This window comes from Formosa agariphila KMM 3901 (genome assembly GCF_000723205.1).
GTDB lineage: Bacteria > Bacteroidota > Bacteroidia > Flavobacteriales > Flavobacteriaceae > Formosa > Formosa agariphila.
In genome coordinates, this window is the sequence record NZ_HG315671.1 from 2,121,793 (window position 1) to 2,145,571 (window position 23,779).

General features: G+C 35.1%; 15 protein-coding genes. 2 read left to right on the forward strand and 13 right to left on the reverse strand.

Annotated elements, in window-relative coordinates:
* Positions 1 to 68: 68 nt before the first annotated feature.
* From BN863_RS09275 to BN863_RS09285, 3 genes are all read right to left on the reverse strand, one after another.
* Positions 69 to 629, reverse strand: a complete 561-nt coding sequence (locus BN863_RS09275) for an RNA polymerase sigma-70 factor (protein WP_242404009.1) — start codon at positions 627 to 629, stop codon at positions 69 to 71.
* A gap of 392 nt (positions 630 to 1,021) precedes the next feature.
* Positions 1,022 to 1,900: a pirin family protein gene (locus tag BN863_RS09280; RefSeq protein WP_038529830.1), complete on the reverse strand. Its 879-nt coding sequence runs from the start codon at positions 1,898 to 1,900 to the stop codon at positions 1,022 to 1,024.
* Positions 1,901 to 1,968: 68 nt separating this feature from the next.
* Positions 1,969 to 2,562, reverse strand: a complete 594-nt coding sequence (locus BN863_RS09285) for a Crp/Fnr family transcriptional regulator (protein WP_038529832.1) — start codon at positions 2,560 to 2,562, stop codon at positions 1,969 to 1,971.
* Positions 2,563 to 2,911: 349 nt separating this feature from the next.
* Between BN863_RS09285 and BN863_RS18385 the strand changes: the two genes are divergently transcribed.
* Entirely contained in the window at positions 2,912 to 3,094 is a 183-nt protein-coding gene (locus BN863_RS18385) for a hypothetical protein (RefSeq protein WP_148304596.1), read from the forward strand.
* Between the two features lie 223 nt (positions 3,095 to 3,317).
* Here the strand turns inward: BN863_RS18385 and BN863_RS09290 are convergent, their stop codons facing one another.
* From BN863_RS09290 to BN863_RS09325, 8 genes are all read right to left on the reverse strand, one after another.
* Entirely contained in the window at positions 3,318 to 4,739 is a 1,422-nt protein-coding gene (locus BN863_RS09290; RefSeq protein ID WP_038529834.1) for a hypothetical protein, read from the reverse strand.
* A gap of 174 nt (positions 4,740 to 4,913) precedes the next feature.
* On the reverse strand, positions 4,914 to 6,920 hold the full coding sequence (locus BN863_RS18025) for an SGNH/GDSL hydrolase family protein (protein ID WP_084817507.1): 2,007 nt from the start codon (positions 6,918 to 6,920) through the stop codon (positions 4,914 to 4,916).
* A 60-nt stretch (positions 6,921 to 6,980) separates the two neighbouring features.
* Positions 6,981 to 9,479, reverse strand: coding sequence for a hypothetical protein (locus BN863_RS09300; protein ID WP_038529836.1), 2,499 nt, complete (start codon positions 9,477 to 9,479; stop codon positions 6,981 to 6,983).
* 25 nt (positions 9,480 to 9,504) lie between these two features.
* Positions 9,505 to 10,890, reverse strand: a complete 1,386-nt coding sequence (locus tag BN863_RS09305; RefSeq protein WP_051774664.1) for an FAD-dependent oxidoreductase — start codon at positions 10,888 to 10,890, stop codon at positions 9,505 to 9,507.
* 49 nt (positions 10,891 to 10,939) lie between these two features.
* Positions 10,940 to 12,490, reverse strand: coding sequence for a sodium:solute symporter family transporter (locus BN863_RS09310; protein WP_084817508.1), 1,551 nt, complete (start codon positions 12,488 to 12,490; stop codon positions 10,940 to 10,942).
* Complete coding sequence (locus BN863_RS09315) at positions 12,483 to 13,925, reverse strand: hypothetical protein (RefSeq protein WP_148304597.1); 1,443 nt, start codon at positions 13,923 to 13,925, stop codon at positions 12,483 to 12,485. Before BN863_RS09315 ends, BN863_RS09310 begins: the two co-directional genes overlap by 8 nt.
* Positions 13,926 to 13,946: 21 nt before the next feature.
* A complete protein-coding gene (locus BN863_RS09320) occupies positions 13,947 to 15,146 on the reverse strand; it encodes a glycoside hydrolase family 88 protein (RefSeq protein WP_038529842.1) in 1,200 nt (399 codons plus the stop codon).
* Between the two features lie 395 nt (positions 15,147 to 15,541).
* Positions 15,542 to 19,717, reverse strand: coding sequence for a hybrid sensor histidine kinase/response regulator transcription factor (locus tag BN863_RS09325; protein ID WP_038529844.1), 4,176 nt, complete (start codon positions 19,715 to 19,717; stop codon positions 15,542 to 15,544).
* Between the two features lie 528 nt (positions 19,718 to 20,245).
* Here BN863_RS09325 and BN863_RS09330 point away from each other — a divergent pair.
* Entirely contained in the window at positions 20,246 to 21,382 is a 1,137-nt protein-coding gene (locus BN863_RS09330) for a peptidoglycan DD-metalloendopeptidase family protein (RefSeq protein WP_038529846.1), read from the forward strand.
* Between the two features lie 26 nt (positions 21,383 to 21,408).
* Here BN863_RS09330 and BN863_RS09335 read toward each other — a convergent pair whose 3' ends face one another.
* Complete coding sequence (locus BN863_RS09335; protein WP_038529848.1) at positions 21,409 to 22,323, reverse strand: glycoside hydrolase family 17 protein; 915 nt, start codon at positions 22,321 to 22,323, stop codon at positions 21,409 to 21,411.
* A 13-nt stretch (positions 22,324 to 22,336) separates the two neighbouring features.
* Positions 22,337 to 23,752 (reverse strand): MFS transporter, encoded by a 1,416-nt coding sequence (locus tag BN863_RS09340; protein WP_038529850.1) that lies wholly within the window; start codon positions 23,750 to 23,752, stop codon positions 22,337 to 22,339.
* Positions 23,753 to 23,779 lie beyond the last annotated feature (27 nt).

The window sequence follows — 23,779 nt, forward strand, 5'->3', positions numbered from 1 at the left end:
TAACTTTTTTAATTAAAGTTTATTTTTTTAACATTTACAGTTACTTAAGAGTTAAGTAAACCGCATGCTTAATTGTAAGATTCAAAAACAAATGCTATGTATATGTAGTAATCTTTAAGTAATGGTCTTAAGCGTTTATATGCTATTTTTTTTTGAGCTTTAACCGTATTCACAGAAATGGCCAATTGGTTAGCAATTTCAACATTTGTAAACTCCTTAATACTTAATCGCATAATTTGAGCGCATTTGCATGGAAGTGTATTAATAGCTTCTTCAATTTTGGTTGAAGCTTCTTCAATAACAACTTCTTTTAAATAAAAGGACTCTTTATTTAAAGTATCCAATTCTACAACAGACATAAGGTCTGTAGCCTTAAACCGACTACTTTTTAAAAAATCTAAAGATCTATTTTTAACCGCAGTATATAAATACGATTTTATAGCGGCTTCGTTATTAAATTGTATTTGATCTTCCCAGACTTTTATAAATACATCTTGTACCAAATCTTTGGCTATATCTATATCTTTTACATAACTATTCGCAAAAAGACATAACGAAGCGTATAAAGAATCGAAGACATTCTTATATGCTTTTAAAGACAACGTATGTATATCTTTTGTGAGGGACAATTAGCTATTAATTATTTTTAGGGTAACCAAATCTAGTTAAAAATTAATAAAGACAAAGGGCTTACTTTCCTTTTTACCCATTAACTAAATAAACAAAGTCAAAAAACATATTTTTACATTTTATGATATGATTATTTGTTAAATCCTAAATAGACCTACTCTATAGATTGACTTGGTTTTTACGTATTATATCCTTTAAAAGTCGGATACCACCTGCATTTGAAGTTATTTTTTCACACACTTACATCATCAAAATAACCATATAAAAAAGCTTATAAAATCATTGTTTTTGATTTTATAAGCTTAATCAATGTTTAAATATTTAAGAATTTTTAAACGCACAGTTTCCTACACATTTAAGTTTATAACTTCATTAAAACATACATTTGAAATTATTCTTCTAAATAACCAAACTTCCCATTATTGAAATCGTTGAAAGCTTCTTTTAGTTCTTCTTTTGTATTCATAACAAAAGGACCGTGTGCCTCAATTGGCTCATTAATAGGTTCGCCACTTAAAACTAAAATAACCGCATTAGTTGTTGCTTCAATTTTAAAGGTTTCTCCATCATTTGCCATAAGCGCTAAATGGTCTGTTGGTACTTGTTCGGTACCATTAATTACAATATTACCTTCCAACACAAGAAGTACGGTATTGAAATTTGCCGGAAATTTAAAATCAGCCTTTCCTCCTGTATTCAATTTAGCATTAAACATATGGATTGGCGTAAAAGTTGATGCCACGCCTTTTGTACTATTGTATTCGCCAGCAATAACTTCTATTGTTCCTGCACCATCTTCTAAATTATAGCGTTTAATATCGGCATGTTTAATGGCCTGATATTTAGGAGCGCTCATTTTATCCTTTTTAGGTAAGTTCACCCAAAGTTGAACCATTTGAAAATCGCCACCTGTTTTACTCCATTCCTCTTCGTGATATTCTTTATGAAGAACACCACTTGCTGCAGTCATCCATTGCACATCACCTTCTCCAATAACGCCACCTCCACCACTGCTATCGTGATGTGCCACTTTACCTTTATAGGCAATAGTAACCGTTTCGAAACCTCGGTGCGGATGTACGCCAACGCCTTTAGGTGTCTTTGAGGGCGGAAAATTATATGTTGAATTATAATCTAATAAAATAAACGGGGTCATACGTTGCATATCCAATCTAAATCCGCTTGGGATAAAATTGTGAACTCTAAATCCATCGCCAACAAAATGTGGTTCTTTTGGACTTGCTACTAATTCTACTGTTTTAGTTTTCATAAGTATTAATTTTTATATCACAAATTTACAATTGAGAATACTGTTATGCATTGACCTATGGTAAGAACCTAACCCTTAAAGTTTTTTCGCGACAGTGCTTTACGGACGCGACTTAAACTCTCTGGTGTAATTCCTAAATAAGATGCTACCATAGTTTGTGGTACTCTTAAAAGTATATCGGGATACATTTTTACAAACTGTAAATACCTATCTTCTGCCGACGTACTCAATAGTAGATTAATTCTATTCTGCAAATGACGAATATGATTATGGAGTAATCTATTATTAAAATCGGTGAAAGTTTTAATTTTATCTGATAGCAATTGCACAAAACTCTCATCAATTATTACAACTTCACTATCTTCTAAAGCTTGTATAAAGTACGCAGAAGGCGCATTAAAATAAGAACTCTCTCTATCGGTTACAAACCAATCTTCTGGAGCAAAAGAAAGTACATGTTCCTTTCCTTTTTTATCAATGGAATATTGTCGTAACAACCCCTGTTCCACAAAAAATGTGTGTTTACAATGTTCGTTAGCACGCAAAAGAAATTCATCTTTTTTAACCTTTTTAATCTTTAATGTTTCAATTACAGAAAGAATTTCTGTTTCGTCGATATCAAGACTTGAGGCTAAAAATGTTTTCAGGTTGGTGTTTGTCATAATAAGTTAAAATATATTTTGTGTTAGCTATAACACCTTTTATAAAACTAACTATTTATCTATCATTACCAAATTAAGAACCTGTATTAATTCAAGTCTTTCTGACATCTCATTTACACATGTAGACTTACATTTCAATTGGTTTTTAATTTCTTTTCAACCGTTAAATGAATTTCTTTATTTCTAACACTTAACTACAATACATTAGATAACACTACTTTAAAGCTGTAACAAAAACTAATTTTAAAAATCTTATGACGATAAAATAGTTAAAGAATTACGCCCTAACACTTGTATGTTTAAGTCTAATTAACTGTAGTGCATCTGAAGAATAAATAGACACGGAAATGTGCCTTTATTTTACCAGTATGCAGGACCATATCAGCCACTGACAGATGAGTTTAAAAGTTTTGACCAATATTGGGAACACCCCTCAGGAAACGGATATTACGTTTCAGGAACAACAACTCGCAACATCTGTAATTGGTCGCTCGTAGGACTTACACTATCAGAATTAGCCACTGCCAAATAGTGACTAAAATCTAACGAATACGGTTTACTCTTGTCTTGTTACTCCATGAAACTCGACACTAAAAGTACTACAATTAAAAACAATACGTGTGGTTTAATTCGGTTCATGGTTAAAGCTTTACTTCTAATTTTTATTGAAAACCCTAACGCATACTCCCTTAGTTTTATAGCACTAAAACATGTCTATTTGTATGCATAAAGAATGTTTTATGTTCTGAACGGCATTAATCTTTTTCAGGAGTTAAATCAATAACTTCTCCTTTGCTTTCTGCTTCTAAATTAGTGGTTCCTGAATATGTTAACACCTTTGCTTTGGTGTCATTTTCAAGTTTAATAGCTGTAGCATGCATGGTAGCTTTGGGGTTATAATTACCATAGCCTTCCCAAACCGAAAGTTTTATGACCATGTCTTCTGGAATAAAATCATCATTACTCGTTTTTACTACAATATTGTGCCCCGTCCCATTAATCTTAGCCAACATGCTATTTGCCATACCATTTCGGCTATCGAGTATATGTATTTCAACATTGGCATTTTTAGCATCGGTATAAGGCACACCAAAAGCTTCACCATACTTGGCATTGGCACGACTATTAATAACTGTATCTTCGTTACCTACATTATACCCTGTTGTAACACAGTCGCGAACTTCGCAGTTTATAACTTTATCTCCAGAAGTATTTAGACCGGTACAAATTCCTCTTCTCATCTGAAAAACCGTACAATCCTTTATCGTTGTATTTAAAGTGGGATGCCCATTATACTCAGGATATAAACGTATTCCGTCCTCGCTTAAAGACACTATTTCGTCTGGTAGAATCTTTCCATCAAGCCCAATAACGGTACCTTCTACGTATCCTTTTTTATGTGGATGCCTGGGTTTCTGAGCATAAAAATCTCTATCAAAACCATAACCAGAAGTTTCTGCTAAAATAGCATCTGTAGTACGCAGTAAACCATCTACGTGGCAATCTTCTACCAAGGTGTTTTCTGCGCCTTGCAAAAAGATGGCATGCCCCATAGCACGCATATGCACTTTACAACCAATAAGCGTCACATTTTTAGCAGGATATCCAACACGAATACCATTCATTTTTCTAACATCGCCTCCCCCTAAACCGTATAAATAGCCATATCCCCATGGATTAGAACCCGAAGTACGGACCTCAACGTCTTTAAGTACGACATGTTCCCCTACGATATTAAATATTTTATTTTTACTCTGTAAACCTGATGCACCGCCATAAGTTTCAATATACAAACCCTCGAAAGTGGTATGGTTTCCTGAAATTTCGATGGCACAATACATACTGTTACCATCGTCGCTTTTTGCTAAATCGGTACGACTAAAAAGTTTAGTATCTACCATAAAACGCGCTCCTGTTAAATCGTAATGTGAATGATTTCCTGTAATGGCAATAAATCGTATACTTTCAGCTTGATCGATTTGATAATTTCCTGGAGCTAATTTGATTTTAACACCATCCTTATCGATGTACTTTTTAAAATCTGAAAGCGTATGTACTGTTATAAATTCCTCTTGAACTTCTACAGTTTCTTGTTCTACTTTTTTTGAAGTCTCCTGACATGATGCAAACAAAATGATAAACGACAAGCTTAAAAAATACAATCTGATTAATTTCATATGGTCTTAATTATTTTTATATAAAAATAAATATGATTTAATTTTTCATGCATAAATCAAGGTTCATTCTCTATAAACTATGAACTTTTTTAAGGCATTTCAACAGTAAAAGACTTAAAGCTACTGCAAAAACCAAAAAGATTTAGTGCAAACACCATTTTACAAACTCTTAATTTACTGTGCTATTAATGCGTTTAAATATGCTGGATAATTCGCTCCTTGCCCTCCTCCTCTTGTAATAGAATCTCCAAAACATATTATTTTTTGGTCATCTTTTAAAAGCTGATGTACTTTAAGATAGTAATACACATGTTCTGCTATAAATCGGTAGCCTAAGGCCGTGGGATGTACTCCATCTTTTTTACCACTATTTTTAACGTTCCTTATCATCATATCTTGATTATGTATAGGTAAGTTTAATGCTTTAAATTCAGCATTTAAATCGTAAATACGAACATTATGTTCTGAAGCTAAAGTTTTAACAATTTTACCAACCTCATCTATTTTGGTATTTGGTGTATCTGAAAACAACACTTTTTTATGTCTGGTAAATAAATAAATACTATCTACTGGTATAGGACTCATTAAAACCAACTCGCTTCCACTCGATTTTATTTTTTTAATTAATGTGTCTAGATTAGCGGTGTAAGTATTATAATCAATCATTTTTTTAGAATTCAACATATCGTTTGTTCCAACCATCATAATCACTACATCTGGGGTCTTTGCAATCACATCTTTATCTACTCGTTTTAGCAAGTCATTCGTGTTATTTCCACCTACACCGGCATTTAGAACTTTGCTTTTTTCTTCTGAATTTGTCACTGTACAATTCACAGATAAATCGTTCAACTTCACTGGCATTCCTGTGTAATTAAATAGCTGAATATTCTTCGCTCCAGCATAAGTTCCACTAGGTTTATCTGGGTTCCTATAGCGATGTACATCATCCCAAAACGATTCACCAAAAACGATTGGAGTCTCAACACTACGTTTTTTATTCTGATAATTACGAATCGTAATATGGTGACCTGAACCATTAATTTCCGCCAAACGTGATACCTTGTAATCACTTACTGCATCGGTTAATTCTAAATCAATTGTACAGTTTTTTATATCATTACCCACAAAAGTAATTAGCGGACCATATAAAGCATCGCCTTTAGAGTTTTCTATAACGCCGTGATCACCCACAGAAAATCCTTTTTCCTGACACCCAATTGCGGTTGAACCTACAATTTTAGTTGGTGGTAAGTTGGCACTTAAATCGAAACCAGAACGCATATTTTTAACGGTACAATTAATAACCGTTACGCCTTGAGTTCGTCTACCACTTAAACCTCCTGAAGGATAGGTTCTAATACCATCTTCTGATAAGGATTTTATTTCGTTTGGCAGAATGACTCCAGGCGGATAATCACTTTTAAAACCTACACTAAATGCAGGACCAGAAGTTTCTGCAAGCATTTCATTGGTTGACCTCATTTTACCTTCTACATAGCAATCTTGTAATAACGTATTTACCGCGCCTTGCATAAAAATACCATGACCAAATGCATGAGACACCACTTTACATCCCAATAATTGCGTATTCGTGCCTTCTACTAGTAACACCGAATGTTTTTGAGTTTTCACCAAAGCATTGCCTCCTTTTCCTAACAAATGACCATACCCATACGGATAAGATCCATGCACAAATAAATCGGCAGCTTTAATGATATTATCATCTCCCATAACGCGTAACATTTGAACACGATGAGCTGGCACATGATTACCAATATCTTTTCCTTTTAAGCCTTCTATATAATTGTTGTTTCCACTGACTAAAAACTCACTAAACTCACTTTTAGGGTAATTATCATGTAGTTTACCATCAATATTAAGAGTCACTCCGGTTAGAAAATACTGACTATTATCGCCCGAGAAATGGATAAGAGAACCAATACGGAAATCGCCTTTCTTCTTATTATTCTCACCATATTTAAAGATACTTAGTTCGCCTATTTTAATAGAAGTTATAGCGTATCCGCCAGGTTTCATTTTAACCAACACATTACTCTTTTTAGCATATTTAGCTAATTCTTTTACCGATTTTATAAAAATGGTATCTTTTGTTATCGTATTGGCTTGTGCTGTAAACACAACCATGATTATAAACACAAGGCTAATTATTTTTTTCATGTTTTAACTGTCTTTTGTTATAGATGAATACACCTTAAAATGAGTGTATTATTTATAAAATTAGTTCGTTGTCGCTAGAGCCTGATTTGTAGCAACTAACTCATCATTCACATACTCTTTAATAGTGATTTTTATATTTGCATCTTTAATATGCTCTATAAAAACACTTTGCTTCCTTCCATCTTTCAGAAACACTGTGAGTTCATTTTCATTTTTCGATACTATCTTAGAAATTGCAGACGCGTTTTTATATGGTTCTAGAACCGTTAAAAACTGCGCTTCTTTACCCGATACTCGAACGCCATAAGTTGCGCGATTTGGATTGTTCCTAATGCCTCGTTGCTTACCACCATTGGGATAACTCGCCACAACAACATCCGCTTTTTTTGGCCAAAGGGTATGGACATCTAACTTCATATCGTGTTCTTGAAACTTGACTTTTTTCGTTTTATTTGATGTATACCATTGTGCGCTTGTAAAGTATTTATATTGAGAATTTAAATCCTCACTCCACGTAGGTTTGACACCGCCTTTTGTTGTGACACCATCTATAGACTGAAATCCAACAGGATGTAACATCCAATCGTAAGTATGTTTTTGAGGCGCCTGCATATAGTCAACAATCACAACATAATCAGTTGTTACCACAGACAAACGTCTTTGTAATACAGGTTCAAAACCAGGTTCAATATCGAAATCATTCCATGGTGGAAATAGGTCTTTATTAAAAATGGGAATTCTTCTCCATCGGGCTTTTGTTTGCACCACAGTGGCTTGCATGATATCGCCTTTATAAAACAATAGTTGTTCTGATGGTACAGCTTCTTGTTGTAAACCATCAATAACAACCATATTGTGTGTTGCCGATGCTTGAACACTCTCTTTATACCCCGGATCGCCATAGCCAAACCACACCATTTCGGTTCCAAAATACTTATGCCCGTAACGGTTTAAAGCAATCATTCCGGTTCTATCTAAATGCCCGTGCCATCCGCCATGTGTTCCAAATTTATAATAGGCTTGAATTTGTTCTTCTGGGATTTTATTTTTTGGTTGAGAACGCAAGGCTACCAAACCAACATTAGACACATATTCCGATTCTGATCTAGGGTCTTTTACTTCCGGAAGTTCTGCAACACCATATAATAACGATTCCCAACTGTCTCTTTTAGATTTGCTGATTACCCATGCTAAATCGTCATTTTTAAAATGTCTGTAAGCCAACTCATAAAACTCATGAGGTTTTGAAACGGTTCCGTCGTTATTAGGAATTAAATTGGCCTCTTCATCCATCATAGGAATATAAGCGTTCACCATCTCTTTAAGTCCTCTGGTACTGCTACCTGTAGGGCCCCAAATATCGAACTTCATTCCCGTGTAACCTTCTTTGGCGTTTTCGAAATCTTTACTTTTAAATCGCATAGGAAAACGTCTGTCGTATAAATTCCATCCGTAATTTTCGAAAGCTTGAGCAGTAAGACAAAATCTTTCTGTTACCAAATAACAATAGCCAGGAGTACCTTCAAACCACCAACCATCTGCCATAATCCCTTTGGTCATTTGATCTATAAGTCCGCCATCGCTTTTTACAAAATGATTCACTGCAGTCATATCTTGAAGAAAAAGAGACGTGATTACAGCCCCAACATTGGCACTCGCTTGATGGTTCATAATCCCGATAGGATCCATATGAGATTTGTCTTGTTTTAAGTACAGACGCATGGATTGTTCAATATGTTGACGTTCTATATCAGACAAGACATCTTCACCATATAAAATATCGCAGGTTAATGCCAAATACATAAAAAAGAATCCTTCATGGACCTGAACGCCTGTAGTTGCGGCACCTAGAGACAGATAGCCTTCTTCCGGGTCGCAAACATCATTAACAAGCTGGATCACTTTTTTTAAATACGTTGTATTTCCTGTAAATTTATAGGCAAGTGCTACTTTAAAAAGATCTTCACCATCTGCTGCTTTATAAGCTAAACTTTTCCAACGCTTAACCGGTCTTGGTTTATCTACCACCTTACGTTCTGGAACGTAATAAGCATTCGCAAAAGCGATAAGTTCTTCTAGATTTTGCTTTGCCCAATCTACATTTTTTACCTTTTCTTTAGCCTCCTCTAAAATCTCATCGGTTACCAAAAGAAATGGATGTGGTTTATACCGTACCGTAATAAATTCTAAAGTTTCAATACGTGTATTCGCTTCATTTTTTATATCTAAAAAAATTGTTTCTTGTCCGCCAACAGGTATTCCATCACTAACTCGGACTAAAAACGCTCCGTGATACACTTGATTGCTTTTAACAGTAACTAAAGTATCTTTTAAAGTAACCTGACATGCTAAAGTCCTCGGGTTTATAATTTGAATATGATATACTTGTTCCGTATCATCAACGTTATTAATTTCAAATGTATATGTAATGGTTTCATTAACCTTCGCTGCTTTCGACTGCTGTGTACTACTTAAAATTATATTGTGATACGTTTCACTAGCCACAGCGGACATGTTGAAAAGAATACCAACTAAAAGAATTAAGTTTTTGGTTTTCATGAATTGATATTTAATTGATTATGTTTTAGCTTCCCAAATAAGCACCATGATTTTCAAGTTCTTGTTTTAATTTACCATAATCTAAATCGTTAGGCGATACATGTTCCATCACAGATAAACCTGCAATAGTTCCTGCCCCTTGGCCAATAGCCATGGCAATAGGTGTAACTCGTAATCCGGCACTGGCATGATGATCGGCTCCAATAGCTCGCCCTGAAAGCACCAAATTATCAACTTCATTGGTTAACAAAGAGTCTTTAGGAATGTAATATGCCCCTTCATCTTTTAAATGCACAGTATCTGTATTTCCTCCATCCGGAGAATGAATATCTAAAGGATAACCACCAACAGCAATCGGCTCTTTAAATTTCACTTCATTGACTAAATCTTCTGCGCAAAGCACATATTTAGCATGTGGATGACGCGATTCTCTAATCCCAATATGTGGTGCTGTACTTACAAAAGTGGCATTTTCAAAGCCTGGTGCATAGTTTCTAAGGAAGTTAAAAATTTCTACACATTGTTTACGTCCCATAGTTTCTGCCTTACTTAAATCGAATGGATTTAAAGGGTCAAAACCAAGTACGCGAGAGGTATTAAAAATAAATTCGCCTTCGGTATTGGTTTCAAAAAACAACACATTGTCTCTAGGTACTGTAACCTCACCTTTAGCTTTTGCTTTATTCCATAAATCATAAAAACCCCATGTAGAGATACGTTTGGTTTTCTTCAGAATTTCGGCTTTATCGGCAGTACGTTCTTCTGCATCAAACTGATCCCAATTATTAACCATGTATTCACGAAGTTTTTCGGTGTTTACATTCCCGACTTTAATATTAGTGGTCATGGGTTGCGATTTGTTGTCTTCTGGACGCCCTTCTGTAAACGGTACACCAGACAACTTTACTATTTCACTATCTCCACTCGCATCGACAAACACCTTGGCTGGAATTTCTTGAATGCCTCCTCTGTTATGAATAAAAACAGAGGTAATAGCTCGGCCTTCTTTTTCAATATCGATAAGTCTTGTGTGATACAATATTTCTGCACCAGCTTCAATCACCATATCCTCTAGCGTCACTTTCAACATTTCGGCATCAAATGGTGTCACTGTAGAACAATAACCTGTACCATCTAAAATATGCCCCGGACTTGCGCCTTTAGCCACTAATCTGCTTACCATTTCATTTGGGCTACCAAAAACCAATTGCTGACCAGCACGATTGTGAAAAGTCATCATTGGGCCTACACCCATCGCTGTTAACGAGCCTCCTAAAAATCCAAATTGCTCTATCAATAAGGTTTTAGCTCCGGTTTTAGCTGAAGCGATAGCCGCATGACTTCCAGAAACGCCTCCGCCCACGACTATAACATCGTATCCTTCTATTTTTGTTGTATTGAATGTTTTCATTATAAATGTATGTTTTTGATTATTTTAAAATCTACTCTAAAAGGTAGATTTATATTGTATTTGAACTAAATTTTGATTGTATTAAGGCGACTATAATCACGATTATAGCCCCAACGGGGAACCACCAGAAAAAACTAACACCATCGTAATGCATGGCTGCTATAGCCACAATAGCGAGCATAGATCCTGCCATAATTCCTATAAAATTTCCTTTCCGCATTAACGCTAAAAAAGCAATTCCGATTAAACTCCCATAGGCATATCCTGGCACTTTAAAACCTAAAGCCAATAAGCCCCCATCTTGAAAGAAGCTAAAGGCATACGCTAAACATGCTAAAATCACGCCCCAAACGATTATTGCTATCTTAGATATTTTGACCACTTTAGTCTCGTCCATGGTTTTTAATTTAGGAAATATTAAAGAGCCCACTCCCATAACACTAGTTTGCGACAGTGCTGTTAAAGCAGAATCCAAGGTGGAAATACCTGCGGCAAACATGGCGGCTATAATTAAACCAGAAATCCCGTTTGGCAATTCGTTTACCACATAATAAGGAAAAATTCTATCGGGTTCTGAACTGATTGAAGCCTGAACAATGTCGGACAACGGATTGATGTTATAATACGCAACCAAAGCAATACCTACAAAAGCCATAATCCAAGTGGTTGCTACTCCAATCACAGAAAAAGCAACCGCTTTTCTCGCTTCCTTCAGGTTTTTACAACACAAAGCTCTTTGAGTCACCACCTGATCGACGGCATTAGACCCAAATTCGAAAAACGTACAGCCTAAAATTCCAACCCATAACGTATAGGTCTTATGCGGATCTAGAGATAAATCTAAAATTACCAATTTGGCTTTTTCATCGGCTATAGCCATCATTTCTCCAAAACCTCCAGGTATATCTCCAATGGCATAAAACAATGCAAAACAGGCACCAAAAATAAAAATGACAAACTGAATGGCATCTGTCCAAACTACTGTAGTAATCCCTCCAATATAAGACCAGATCACGGCAAATAAGGCAATTATTCCAATACAAACTACAGTACTTTGCCCCGTAATAACACTTAATACTAAAGCTGTACCCAATAAGCGTACACCTTGACTCATAGTCGCACCAACCATAAAAAACGTTCGCGATAACTGACTCACTTTTACACCCAAGCGGTTTTGTATAAAGTCATACGGACTAAAAATGCCTTCTTCGTAATATTCTTTTAATAACACGTATACAAACAAAATGTTACCTAGAGCGAAACCAATCGTCATTTGTAAATACGTTAAGTTTCCATTCATGGAAAACACAAATGCAGGAACGGCAATAAAGGTAGCTACACTGGTTTTTGTAGCAATTAACGATAATGAAACTGCCCACCATGGTAAATTATTTCCACCTTTAAAAAAAGCATCTAAACCTTTGTCTTTATTTTTAACCAATTCCCCAACAAGGGTTGTCCCCAATAAAAACACTATGAGTACAATCCAATTGGTGGTTGAAAAATGACTCGAAGCAATATCTGCTTCATTTTGGGAATACATACACAATGACCCCAAACTTACCAAAGTATATATGCTATATTTTATAATTTTACTCATGGTCTACACTGTGTTTAAACGTATTATCGACTCCTAAATCTTTAAGCATTTCGCCATTAGAAATCACTGCATTATGTTGCGATAGTTTTTCAAAAACAATCGGCATTCCTGTTTTGTTGATTAATGTAATATTATATGCTCCTGAAAAGGCTTTAGCATCTTTATCAGGATATCTGTAACGATGCACATCAGACCAAAACGATTCGCCAAAAACGATAGGTGTTAGAGTCGCTCTTGATTTGTCTTCAAAATTTGACAACGTGATTTTATGTCCAGTTCCATTCAGTTCTGCTAAACGCTGAACAGGATATTCTCCTACGGGGTGCATTAATTGCAATTCTACTTCGCAATTTTCGGTAGTATTGCCATGAAAGCTTAGAAGCGGACCATACATTGCATCTCCTTTAGAATCTTTAATCACAGCATTTTTAGACACAGAATAGCCTTTTTCCTGATTACCGATAGCGGTACAACCGTCAATAAACGTTTCACCTATATGTGCACTCAAATCAAATCCGGAGCGCATGTTTTTAACTGTGGTATTTATCACTGTAATATGCTCTGTTTTCCGTCCTACCAAATACCCATACGGATACGATCTTACACCGTCTTCAGACAGCGATTTAATTTCGTTAGGCATTATTTTTCCTGGCGGATAATCACTTTTAAACTCCGAGTCGAAAGCAGGACCAGATGTTTCTGAAAGCATGGCGTTTGTTGTACGCATCTCGCCTTCAACATAACAGTCTTTTATATACGTATTGTATGCGCCTTGCATCACGATACCATGACCAAAACCTCTAGTAATCACCTTACACCCCAACAATTTGGTATCTTTCCCAGACACGAGTAACGAGGAATGTTTTTGTGGTTTTACTATCGGATTAGCCCCTTTCCCCAACAAATGGCCATATCCATACGGATACGAACCTTTAATATGTAATTGAACATTGCTAATGGTATTTCCGTCGCCCATAACATGCATCATAATAGCACCACGAAGCGGTATCTCTTCACCTAAATCTCGAACTTCTAAACCTTCGATAACATTGTGATTTCCGCTAACGAAAATTTCAAAAATATGATCCTGACCAAAAGCTTGATGCAAATGCGTATCGATATTAATTACAACATCATTTAAAATATATCGACTACCATTCCCAGAAAAATGAAGCAAACTACTAATAGGGTAATCTATACTTGGTTTACCATCTTTATATTTTTTAAGCAGTATACGCTTACTTAAAGTTGTATCATTTAATACATAAACCCCAGGTTTTAATGTAACAACTACATCATCTTGCGTTATATATTTAGCGAATTCTTGAAGAGAATCGACCTCAATACGCTCTGATTTTGGTTCACAGGATAGCACTACTCCAATTGCCAACAGTAGCAAAATAATTCGATATGTAATTTTGTTTTTAATCCCCATTTAAAGTCAACTTGAATCGGTTTATTTGTTTTTATCTTCTAATTTTTTCAACTTGAGTAACGCTTCCATATAATAATAATCTGCATAAACGATTGACGCATCAATTTCTGAATTACGTGGATGATGCCCCGTAGAATGTAGTAGTAGTGACTGATTAGTAGCATTGCTTGAGTAAGCATCTGAAGAAAGCATTGTTAAAAAGCGTTTAGCTTCATTAAAATATTTTTCTTGTAATTGCTTGTCTTCGACTAAAGTCGATAATTCTAACATACCACAAGCCGCAACTGCCGCCGCCGAAGCATCTTTTGGCGCATTAGGAATTTTTGGATCATCAAAATCCCAAAACGGAATCCCGTCTTTTGGTAAGCGTTCCAGATATTTATCGGCTAACTTAATAGACGTTTCTAAAAAGTCTTTTCGACCTGTTTCTCGATACGAAAAAGCAAAACCATATATCCCCCAAGTTTGTCCGCGTGCCCACATAGAATCGTCGGCATACCCTTGGTGAGCAACCCCACGAATAAATTCGCCTGTTTCGTTATTGAAAGATCCTAAATGATACGTAGAATAATCTGGTCTAACCAAATTTTTCATAGTGACTTCGGCATGACTTTCTGCGATATCATATAATCTTTTTGACCCACCGTTTTTCGATGCCCAAAACAGCAACTCCAAATTAATCATGTTATCAATAATGGTATTGTGTGGATATTGCGGTTTACTAGGCCAAGAATGAATACTTCCCACTTTAGGATTATACAATGTTGCTAACGTATCTGCAGCGGCAAGCATAACCGTTTTATAGGCTTCGTTTCCGGTTAATCGGTACCCATTCCCAAAACTACAATACACCTGAAATCCGATATCATGATCTAAGGCCTTTGAATACGCTATAGTTTTAATAGGTTCGGTAAATTCCTGAGCCACTTGTTTCAAGTTTTCATCTTCAGAAAATTCGTATGCATACCATAAAACCCCAGGCCAAAAGCCACTACACCAATCCCGAACTCCAACCAATTCCCATTGCGTTTCTCCTTTAAGAATTGTTCTTGGAAAACTGTCACGCGCTTTTAATGTACTAGTTGCTTCACTAATTTTTTCGGTATTAGCTTTTAGAATTTTATCTACCTCTAAAGTTCCCGATACTTTTTCCGATTGGTTACAACTACACAGTATATAAACTGCACTTAATACAGTTATGGTGTTCCTAAAAATGTCCATGCTTTTATGTTTAATTTTTGAGTTTGTCTTTGGAATTATTTCGATACCCTAAAATTAGTTTTTCAGTTAAAGAACACGTCTAAACTATTGTTCAATATGTCCTAATTATTGTCCATTTTATAGTTCAACCACTTAAAAATATCAGTAATACTAAGGGTTCGTAAAATAGCGAGTCATAATTGTAGTACAAGACTTGTCTTTTGAATTAAAAAAAGACATCCCTCAATTTGATTTTAAAAAGGATGGAATTAACACCTAAAACATTACGATTTAGCTACGCCAAAAACATAAAAAGACCGCTATAAATTAATATGGCGGCCTCTTGTATAAACGTTGAAATCTTTATTTATGTGTTTACTCACTTACGCTTAAAAAAACATAAAAAGTGTGTTTTTTTATTCCTTATTTCTATTTTGGTTAATGTATTCTGTAGGTGTAATACCATATAATTCTTTAAACGTTTTACCAAAATATGTTTGGGAACTAAACCCAGACATATGTGTAATTTCTTTAATTGAATGTGCACTGTTTTGCAATAACTCGGAGGCGTATTTTAATCGGATTGTACGGATAAATGTACTCGGATTTTCTCCCGTTATAGATTGTATCTTTCTAAACAATTGAGAGCGTCCCACACCTACTTCAGACCGAATATCATCTATTTTAAAATCTTGATTATCAATATTCTTTAAGACCACTTTAGTTACTTTTTCTAAAAAAGCCTCGTCTAAAGCATTTGTAGTAAGTTCACTTGACGGAAGTAATGTACCCAATCTAGAGAACTTTTCACGCAATCTTGCCTTAGCTTCTAATAAATTCTTAATCCGCGCGCGTAGCACTTCAATTTTAAACGGTTTAGGAACATAAGCATCTGCACCATGATCGAAACCAGAAATTTGATCATGATCTCCTGTCCGTGCTGTTAATAAAATAATTGGGATATGGCTCGTCTCTAAATCCGATTTTAAAGCTTTACACATTTCAAAACCATCCATCTTTGGCATCATAACATCGCTAATAATAAGGTCTGGATATCGTTTTAAGGCTTTCTTCAATCCTTTTTTTCCATCCTCGGACGTGATTACATTATAGTAATCTTCTAAATCGTCTTTTAAATGTAACCTTAGCTCCTTATTGTCCTCTACAATTAAAACGGTGTGTGTTTTTAACGTTTCAGGATTTGAAACTTTCTGTTCCGTTTCCATTTCGGTATTAGACACCAGTACATCATATTCTACCGCTTTCATCGAATTTATTAAAAACTCGTTTTTTTCATGCGCTACTCTTGCGAGTTTGCCTTGAGTTTTAATGGGTAGTCTTACTATAAATTCACTTCCTTTTTTAGGTGCGCTATGTACTAGAATTTCACCTTGATGCATATCGACTAAACTTTTTGTAAAATGAAGTCCGATACCCGTTCCTGATTTTGTTTCGTCTAAATTATAAAACCTAGAAAACACATGGTCCAGTTGCTTTTTCTTCATACCACGCCCCGAATCTTTAATACTAATTTCAACGTAGTCTGTTAGCGATTTCGAATTAAATTTTAAAAGGTTTACTTTTGGCTTCTCCGATGATTCAACCGATTTTACTGTCACCGCAATGTCTCCGCCATAATCGGTGTATTTTATCGCATTAGAAATTAAATTCGTTATGATTTTCTCTACTTTGTCAAAATCGTAAATTCCAGAACAATGCGCCACATCAGACTGAAACGTATAGCTAATTTGCTTGGTTTCTGCTAGCCCTTTAAATAGTCGGAAAATAGTTTCGGTAAACGCCACTATATCTCCACGCTCTAATTGCAAGGGTGCCATTCCTGCATCCATTTTTCTATAATCTAACAACTGATTAATTAAATGCAACAAACGTCTAGCGCTTCTTTGAGCTGTATGTGCAGACGATTCGACCACATCGGTTTCCTTTATATGATTTAAAATTTTATCTAACGGATTTAAAATTAAAGTTAATGGCGTTCTAAATTCATGAGATACATTAATAAAAAACTCCAGTTTCATTAAATCTAACTTATGCTTCTGTGCATCTTCAATAGTTCTAGAATACAATCTTAAAAATGCCCAAATCAATAATGAAGCTATAGCAAAATAGGCCAAATACGCCCACAACGTTTTCCAAAATGGCGGAGACACTGTTACTTGTAGTGTACGTGCTTGTTGCACGTCCCAAGAGTCGTCTAAAGATGCTTTTACTTTAAAGACGTAATCGCCTGCTTGTAAATTCGAATAATTAACTTGTCTATTATGTCCGGCTTTAACAAAATCGTCGTCTACACCTTCAAGCTGATATCTATATTTAACTTGATTTGGGTTGTTTAAAAACAAAGCTTCGAAATCGAATGAAATGTTGTTTTCGTTATGGTTTAAGTGGATCTGGTTTGTTTCAGAAATAGTCTGCTTTAATAACACACGCCCATTTATAGTATCGCCAACGTGAACAGGTCTATTATTCAGGCGAAGATTAGAAATTATTGGTGTAAGTGACGTTATGGAATCTGAAAGAATGGACTGTGGGTCAAATACATTAAATCCGTTTAAACCTCCTGCTAAAATGCGACCATCTGTTGTTTTTTCTATGGATTTACTCTGGTATTCTAAACCTTGTAAACCATCTGTAATATTGAAATTTTTAAAATGATGCGTCTCTGGGTTAAAAACGGACATACCACTTTTAGTAATTAACCAAACCTGTTTTGCATAGTCTATTGTTAGGCCTACAATTAAATTATTCGGTAACCCATCTTTGGTAGTATACGATTGTAAGTGTTGAAATTCCGAATCGAATTTATGTAATCCGTTATCGGACGCCAACCAAATAGTACCAGAAGCATCTTCAATAATATCATTTATACGTACCCCTTTTATGTTCTGATGGTTCACCGCTTGTACCTGAATATTTTCAGGGATAAAAGCTTCTAGCGTATTTAAATTTAAACTGTTTAAACCTTGCGTGGTCCCTATAATCAATCGGTTTTTCGAATCGACAAATAAAGACACTATAAAATTACTGGCTAAACCTGAATCGGCATTAAACTGATTTTTAAACTGATGGAAACGCTCTGTTTTTGGATTATACAGATTTAATCCTTCCGATTTTAAACCCACCCAAATTCTATGTTCAGCATCTTCTACCCCAGTCCAAACCGAATTCTGCGCTAGCGAAGTTGTATCCAATTCATGATGCATAAACTGTTTAACTTGTCCTGTATCTGGATCAAACCGATTTAATCCGCCATCGAATGTGCAAATCCAAATATATCCATCGGAACTTTCAAAAGTATATAGAATTTTATTGGAGCTAAGTGTATTAGAGTCATTAGGATTATGAGTAAAATGTGTAAACGTCTGCGCTTTTTCATGAAACAAATTGAGTCCCTGATTATACACGCCTAGCCAAATACGTTGTTTAGAATCCTGTAATACAGACTGTACAATTTCGCCGTTTAATCCCTTCGGATTATTAGGTTGATAATAATAGTGACCGAATGCATTTTTTGAAAGTTGAAGTTTACTTACGCCTTTATTATAGCTTCCAATCCAAAATATACCCGTGTTATCCTGAAAGATTTTGGTAGGCTGATTGTTTGGCAATGAAAATAAATCGGATGGATTATTTACAATATGTTGCTTAATGGATTTAAAATTCGCATCGAACAAATACAGTCCGTGACCATCGGTAGACACCCAAATGAGACCTGTGCAATCTTTATAAATATCGTTTATCGGAATGTGTTTATCGACTAAAGCTACCTGATTAAACTGATTGCTTTTTCGTTCCCAATGCACCAAATTCGCCAAGTCATTTCCAATCCAAAAATCCCCTAGCGCATCAATATATATACTTTTAGAAATATGGTTTAATTCGTAAGACGTTTTATGCTCTATTAAAATCCGCTCGAAATGATTCTCTTGTGTATTGTACTTATTAAGGTACGACCCATTAGTACCAATCCATATGGTATTTTGCTCATCCTGAACAATAACATTTACAATATTATTATCTAGCGAATACTCGTTACCACTCGAATGTTTATAATGCGATATGTTAAACGGAGACGATGCCTCTTTATCTGGATCTAATTCAATTTTTACAGCACCAGAATTGGTTCCTACCCAAACAGTATGATGTAATTTATCGTAAAACAATGTATTAACTACGGTACCATTTTCAGCGCTAAAATCAATATTTTTAAAAATTTGAATACGAGAAAACCGATTCGTTTTTTTGTTCAGTACATTTAATCCATTATTGGTCCCAATCCATAAATTCCCGTCCTTATCTCCAGTAATGGCATTAATTCTAATGTTACTAATTGTGGACGAATCTGTTTCATCTGGTCGAAACACTTCAATATCGTAACCATTAAACTTATTTAAACCATCAATAGTTCCAAACCACAAATACCCATCTTTATCCTGAAAAATATCTAAGCAGGTACCACTAGACAAGCCGTCGACAGCATTAATATTTTCAAATTTCAGAGTGTTATATTGAGCCGATAACGAAACAGAAAACAGAAATAAAACGATAAGCGTATACCATTTTAAACTCATAGCGGTTTTTTAAATTTTAGAATCATATGTATTGAGGTTAAGCAGAAAAGAATATTCAAAACCTTACAAACATAATTAAATTTAATGGCAAAATAAACTGTTACAGTGTCCAGTTTATGTTTTGAATTTTGGATTGACACACACCTCAAAAATGTTAGTTTACCACACAAATGAATCACTGATGTTTGGCGACTATCCCATAAATCTGTTCAATAAAGAAGATTACAGACTAATATATTTCAGTTTACACAACTTGGTAAGCAGTTAGTTTATCTCAAGAAAGATTATACTAATTTATTAGTCTTTTTAATCTCACCAATAAACATAGATAGTATCAATACAATAAAAATTATAGATGACCCGATTAACAACCAAGTATTAAGTGATTGCAAATTAAAATTTCATGTCATTCAAAAAAACAACTAATTAAAATATGCTTATAGAAGATTGCTGAGTTTGTTAGTGTTTGCATTCTAATAAAAATCAGTGATTTACAATTATTTTCATTTCATAAAAATGGTATGATTTATGCATAAATTAGGTATGAAGCAATATATAACCATACTATTAACACTACTTATAATTACCTCGTGTAAACAAACGCAACAAATTACAGATGCGATAACAAAACCAACGGCCAAAACTGTTTTTGAACGTAGTTTTAAAGGCAACGATAGTGTATTTCAAGACTACGAAGCACGTTACCATAAGGCCCTAAACAATACGCTTCAGTTGGAACTTCCTACAGTTATACAATTGAAATCGGACACTTCTGGTTTTAAAATTTTAGCTTATACCTTAGATTTAAAACAAGGGGAGCGTTTAAAAATTGAAACGGATGATAATACAGATAGTTTACAGTTAGTTTTAGATATGTTCACATTAAATACTAATGCTATATCCTCAAAAAAACCAGTGATTTCGAACACTACAGAATCGAATTCAATATCTTTTAAGGTTACGTCTACTAATCAATATAAATTTGTAATGATACCTAATGGCACAGTCCGCAAAAATTTTAGCATAAAATTATATACAGTACCCACACTCGCTTTTCCTGTGAGTGGAAAAGACAATAAAGCTGTACAAAGTTTTTGGGGCGCTGTAAGAAGCGGAGGAAAACGCTCGCATGAAGGTATAGATATATTTGCCAAACGCGGAACTCCTGTTGTTGCCTCTACAAACGGATTTATTACAGACACGGGGAATCGTGGCCTTGGCGGAAAACAAGTTTGGTTACGCGATGGTATTTTTGGTTCGTCTTTATATTATGCGCATTTAGACAGTATTGCGGTCTCCAGAGGAAATAAAGTAAATGTAGGTGATACTTTAGGTTTTGTAGGCAATACAGGAAATGCAAAAACGACTAGTCCGCATTTGCACTTCGGCATTTACACCAATGCAGGTGCAGTAGATCCCTATCCGTTTATTAAACTCACAGAACAAATAGAATTTAAAAAAGGAGCGTTGATAGATGTCGGTAAAACACGACTGCAAAAAAACGAACTTAGGATTAGCCCGGATACAAAATCTCAAAAACGAACTGATTTGCCTATAAATACTCAAGTAAACATAGTAGCTAAAACGAACCGTTGGTATCATACTCGTGTACAGGACACTTTAGAAGGGTTTATACATGAAAGTTTAATACAAACAGCACAGTAAGCCGATTTAGATGTAGATTGACCACTTTATTTTTTATAGATAAAAGGAATTTTACTATAATATTTAGGCGTTTCATTTTTATCCCATAGTCCCCAATAAGCGCCTACATCGCCTTCTGTACCCACTTTCCAAGACTCATCAAACGAAGAAAAATAGAACAAATCTATATCGTCTTCTTTAGACCATTCTTGGGCATTTATAAAATATTTAATGGCGTTTTCGTAAGAAGGTTTAGCACCATGCAACCCTAATCCTTGACTAGGCCAACCGGTTTCTGTAATGATTACGTGTTTACCTTGAGCCGCTTTTTTTGCTCTATTAAACATATCTTTCATATAAATAAGAGCATACTCCTGAGCGCAACCTTCCCAATACGGATAACAATTTGCTAAAATTACATCGCAAGCTTCTGTTATTTTTGGGCGGTTTACAAATTCGTAGTAGGCATCGACATAGCCTATAGGAAGTTCAGGAATGGCGGTTTTAACCTCCTTCATATATTGTAAAAGTTCAACTTCAGATAAATCCTTACGATATAAGACTTCATTTCCAACTGCTGCTATATCGACATAACCATTTTTTGCCAGTTTAATTAAGCCTGCAATTTCTTTTGCATTGATATCATCATCTTGTCCTAACCAAGCACCTACAAGTGTTTTTAGTCCTAGTTCTTTAGCAATTTCAGGTATTAATTCATTACCATCTGTACACGAAAACGAACGCATCCAACGGGTATGAGGTTTTAAAATTTTTAAACGTCTTCTTATTTGAGCTTCACTAATTTTATCTCCTGCTTTCTGTCCTTCTTCGTATGCACTAAAACAAATACCGTGTACACCTTCTTTTATAATGCGACGGCATGTATTTTCTAATCCTCTTAGTGTTTTATTCTCGTGACTTCCACCAGAAAGCGATAAAATATTCTCTTTTCTATAAGACATATTATAATACGATTTACTTACCTTTCTTGACTTTACGTTGTTCTAACGCCACTCTAATTTCATTTGTTTTTTCTTCGGTAAGATTGTATTTACGCATCACTAAAATGGCTATTAAGGTGCCTAATATAGGTAATCCAGAGAAGAAAAACCGTAACCCAAATATGGCATTATCAGACTGAGAACTCGCATCTGCATCGAATCCAATCATCGATAATATAAGTCCGCTTAATAGGCCCGCAATGGCAAATCCAAATTTTACCATCCACCAGTAAATGGCTCCAAAAACACCTTCTCTTCGTAAACCTGTATTTAGTTCGTCTAAATCAATAACATCTGCAGTCATAGACATCATCAGAGTAAATAGGCTTCCTATTCCAAAAGCGAAAAATGGTAAAGCAAAAATAAACATATAGGGTTTTCCTGGTATAAACAGAAACCAAAGTAGAATATATCCTAAAATGGAAATACTTTGAGATGCTAAAAATGCATTTTTCTTACCCATTATTTTAGACATTTTTGCTACAATAGGAATCACCATAAACGTGGTAGCTAAGGCACCTAAACTGCCGAATAATGTCGGCCATATTCCTGCGGCACTAGCATCGCCATTAAACAAATAGTAAACCACAATAAAAAAGGTAAACGCAGCTACAGTATTAAAAGCATTAAAGACTAAAAACGTAGCCACACATAACTTTCTAAACGGCTTATTTTTAAAAGCTTCTTTAAATCCGTCGATAATGCCATTAAAACTATTCCCAATATTTTTCATATTTAAGGGCGCATAATCTTCGTTTATCGTGGATCTACTTTTAATAAAAATCGCTGGAATCATAGCGAAAATCATACAGATTATTCCCACCCAAACGGCAATACTTCGTGTGGCTACATCAGCAGATTCAAACCAATCTTGATCGTACATAATAACCCAAAACCATGGCGCAATTACCCATGCCCATTGCCCTATCCATTGTGCTACAGCCATGATATTAGTACGTTCATGGAAATCGTCACTCATTTCGTAGCCCATAGCCACATAAGGCACACTAAAAATGGTTAAACCGAGATAGAAAATAAACGACCAGATCATGAAATAGATAAAGTTATAATCGATACCATCTTCTCTATGCAATTGCCATAAGACTGAAAACGAAATTCCCATTAAAATAGCTCCAATAAATACATACTGTCTACGGCGGCCCCACTTCGATTTTGTATTGTCTGATATAAATCCCATAATTGGATCGGTAATGGAATCGAAAATACGAGGTAAAAAGAAAATCACACCCCACATCCACCCTGGAAATCCTAAATCTTGTACTAACACAACCATAAAAATCCCCATTGCAGCTGGAAACATTTGATTCGCGAGCATACCAACTCCGAAAGCAACTTTTTGACCGAACGGAACTTTATTTAAATGAGACATCTTTCTAGTGTATTTTAGTTAGTTAAA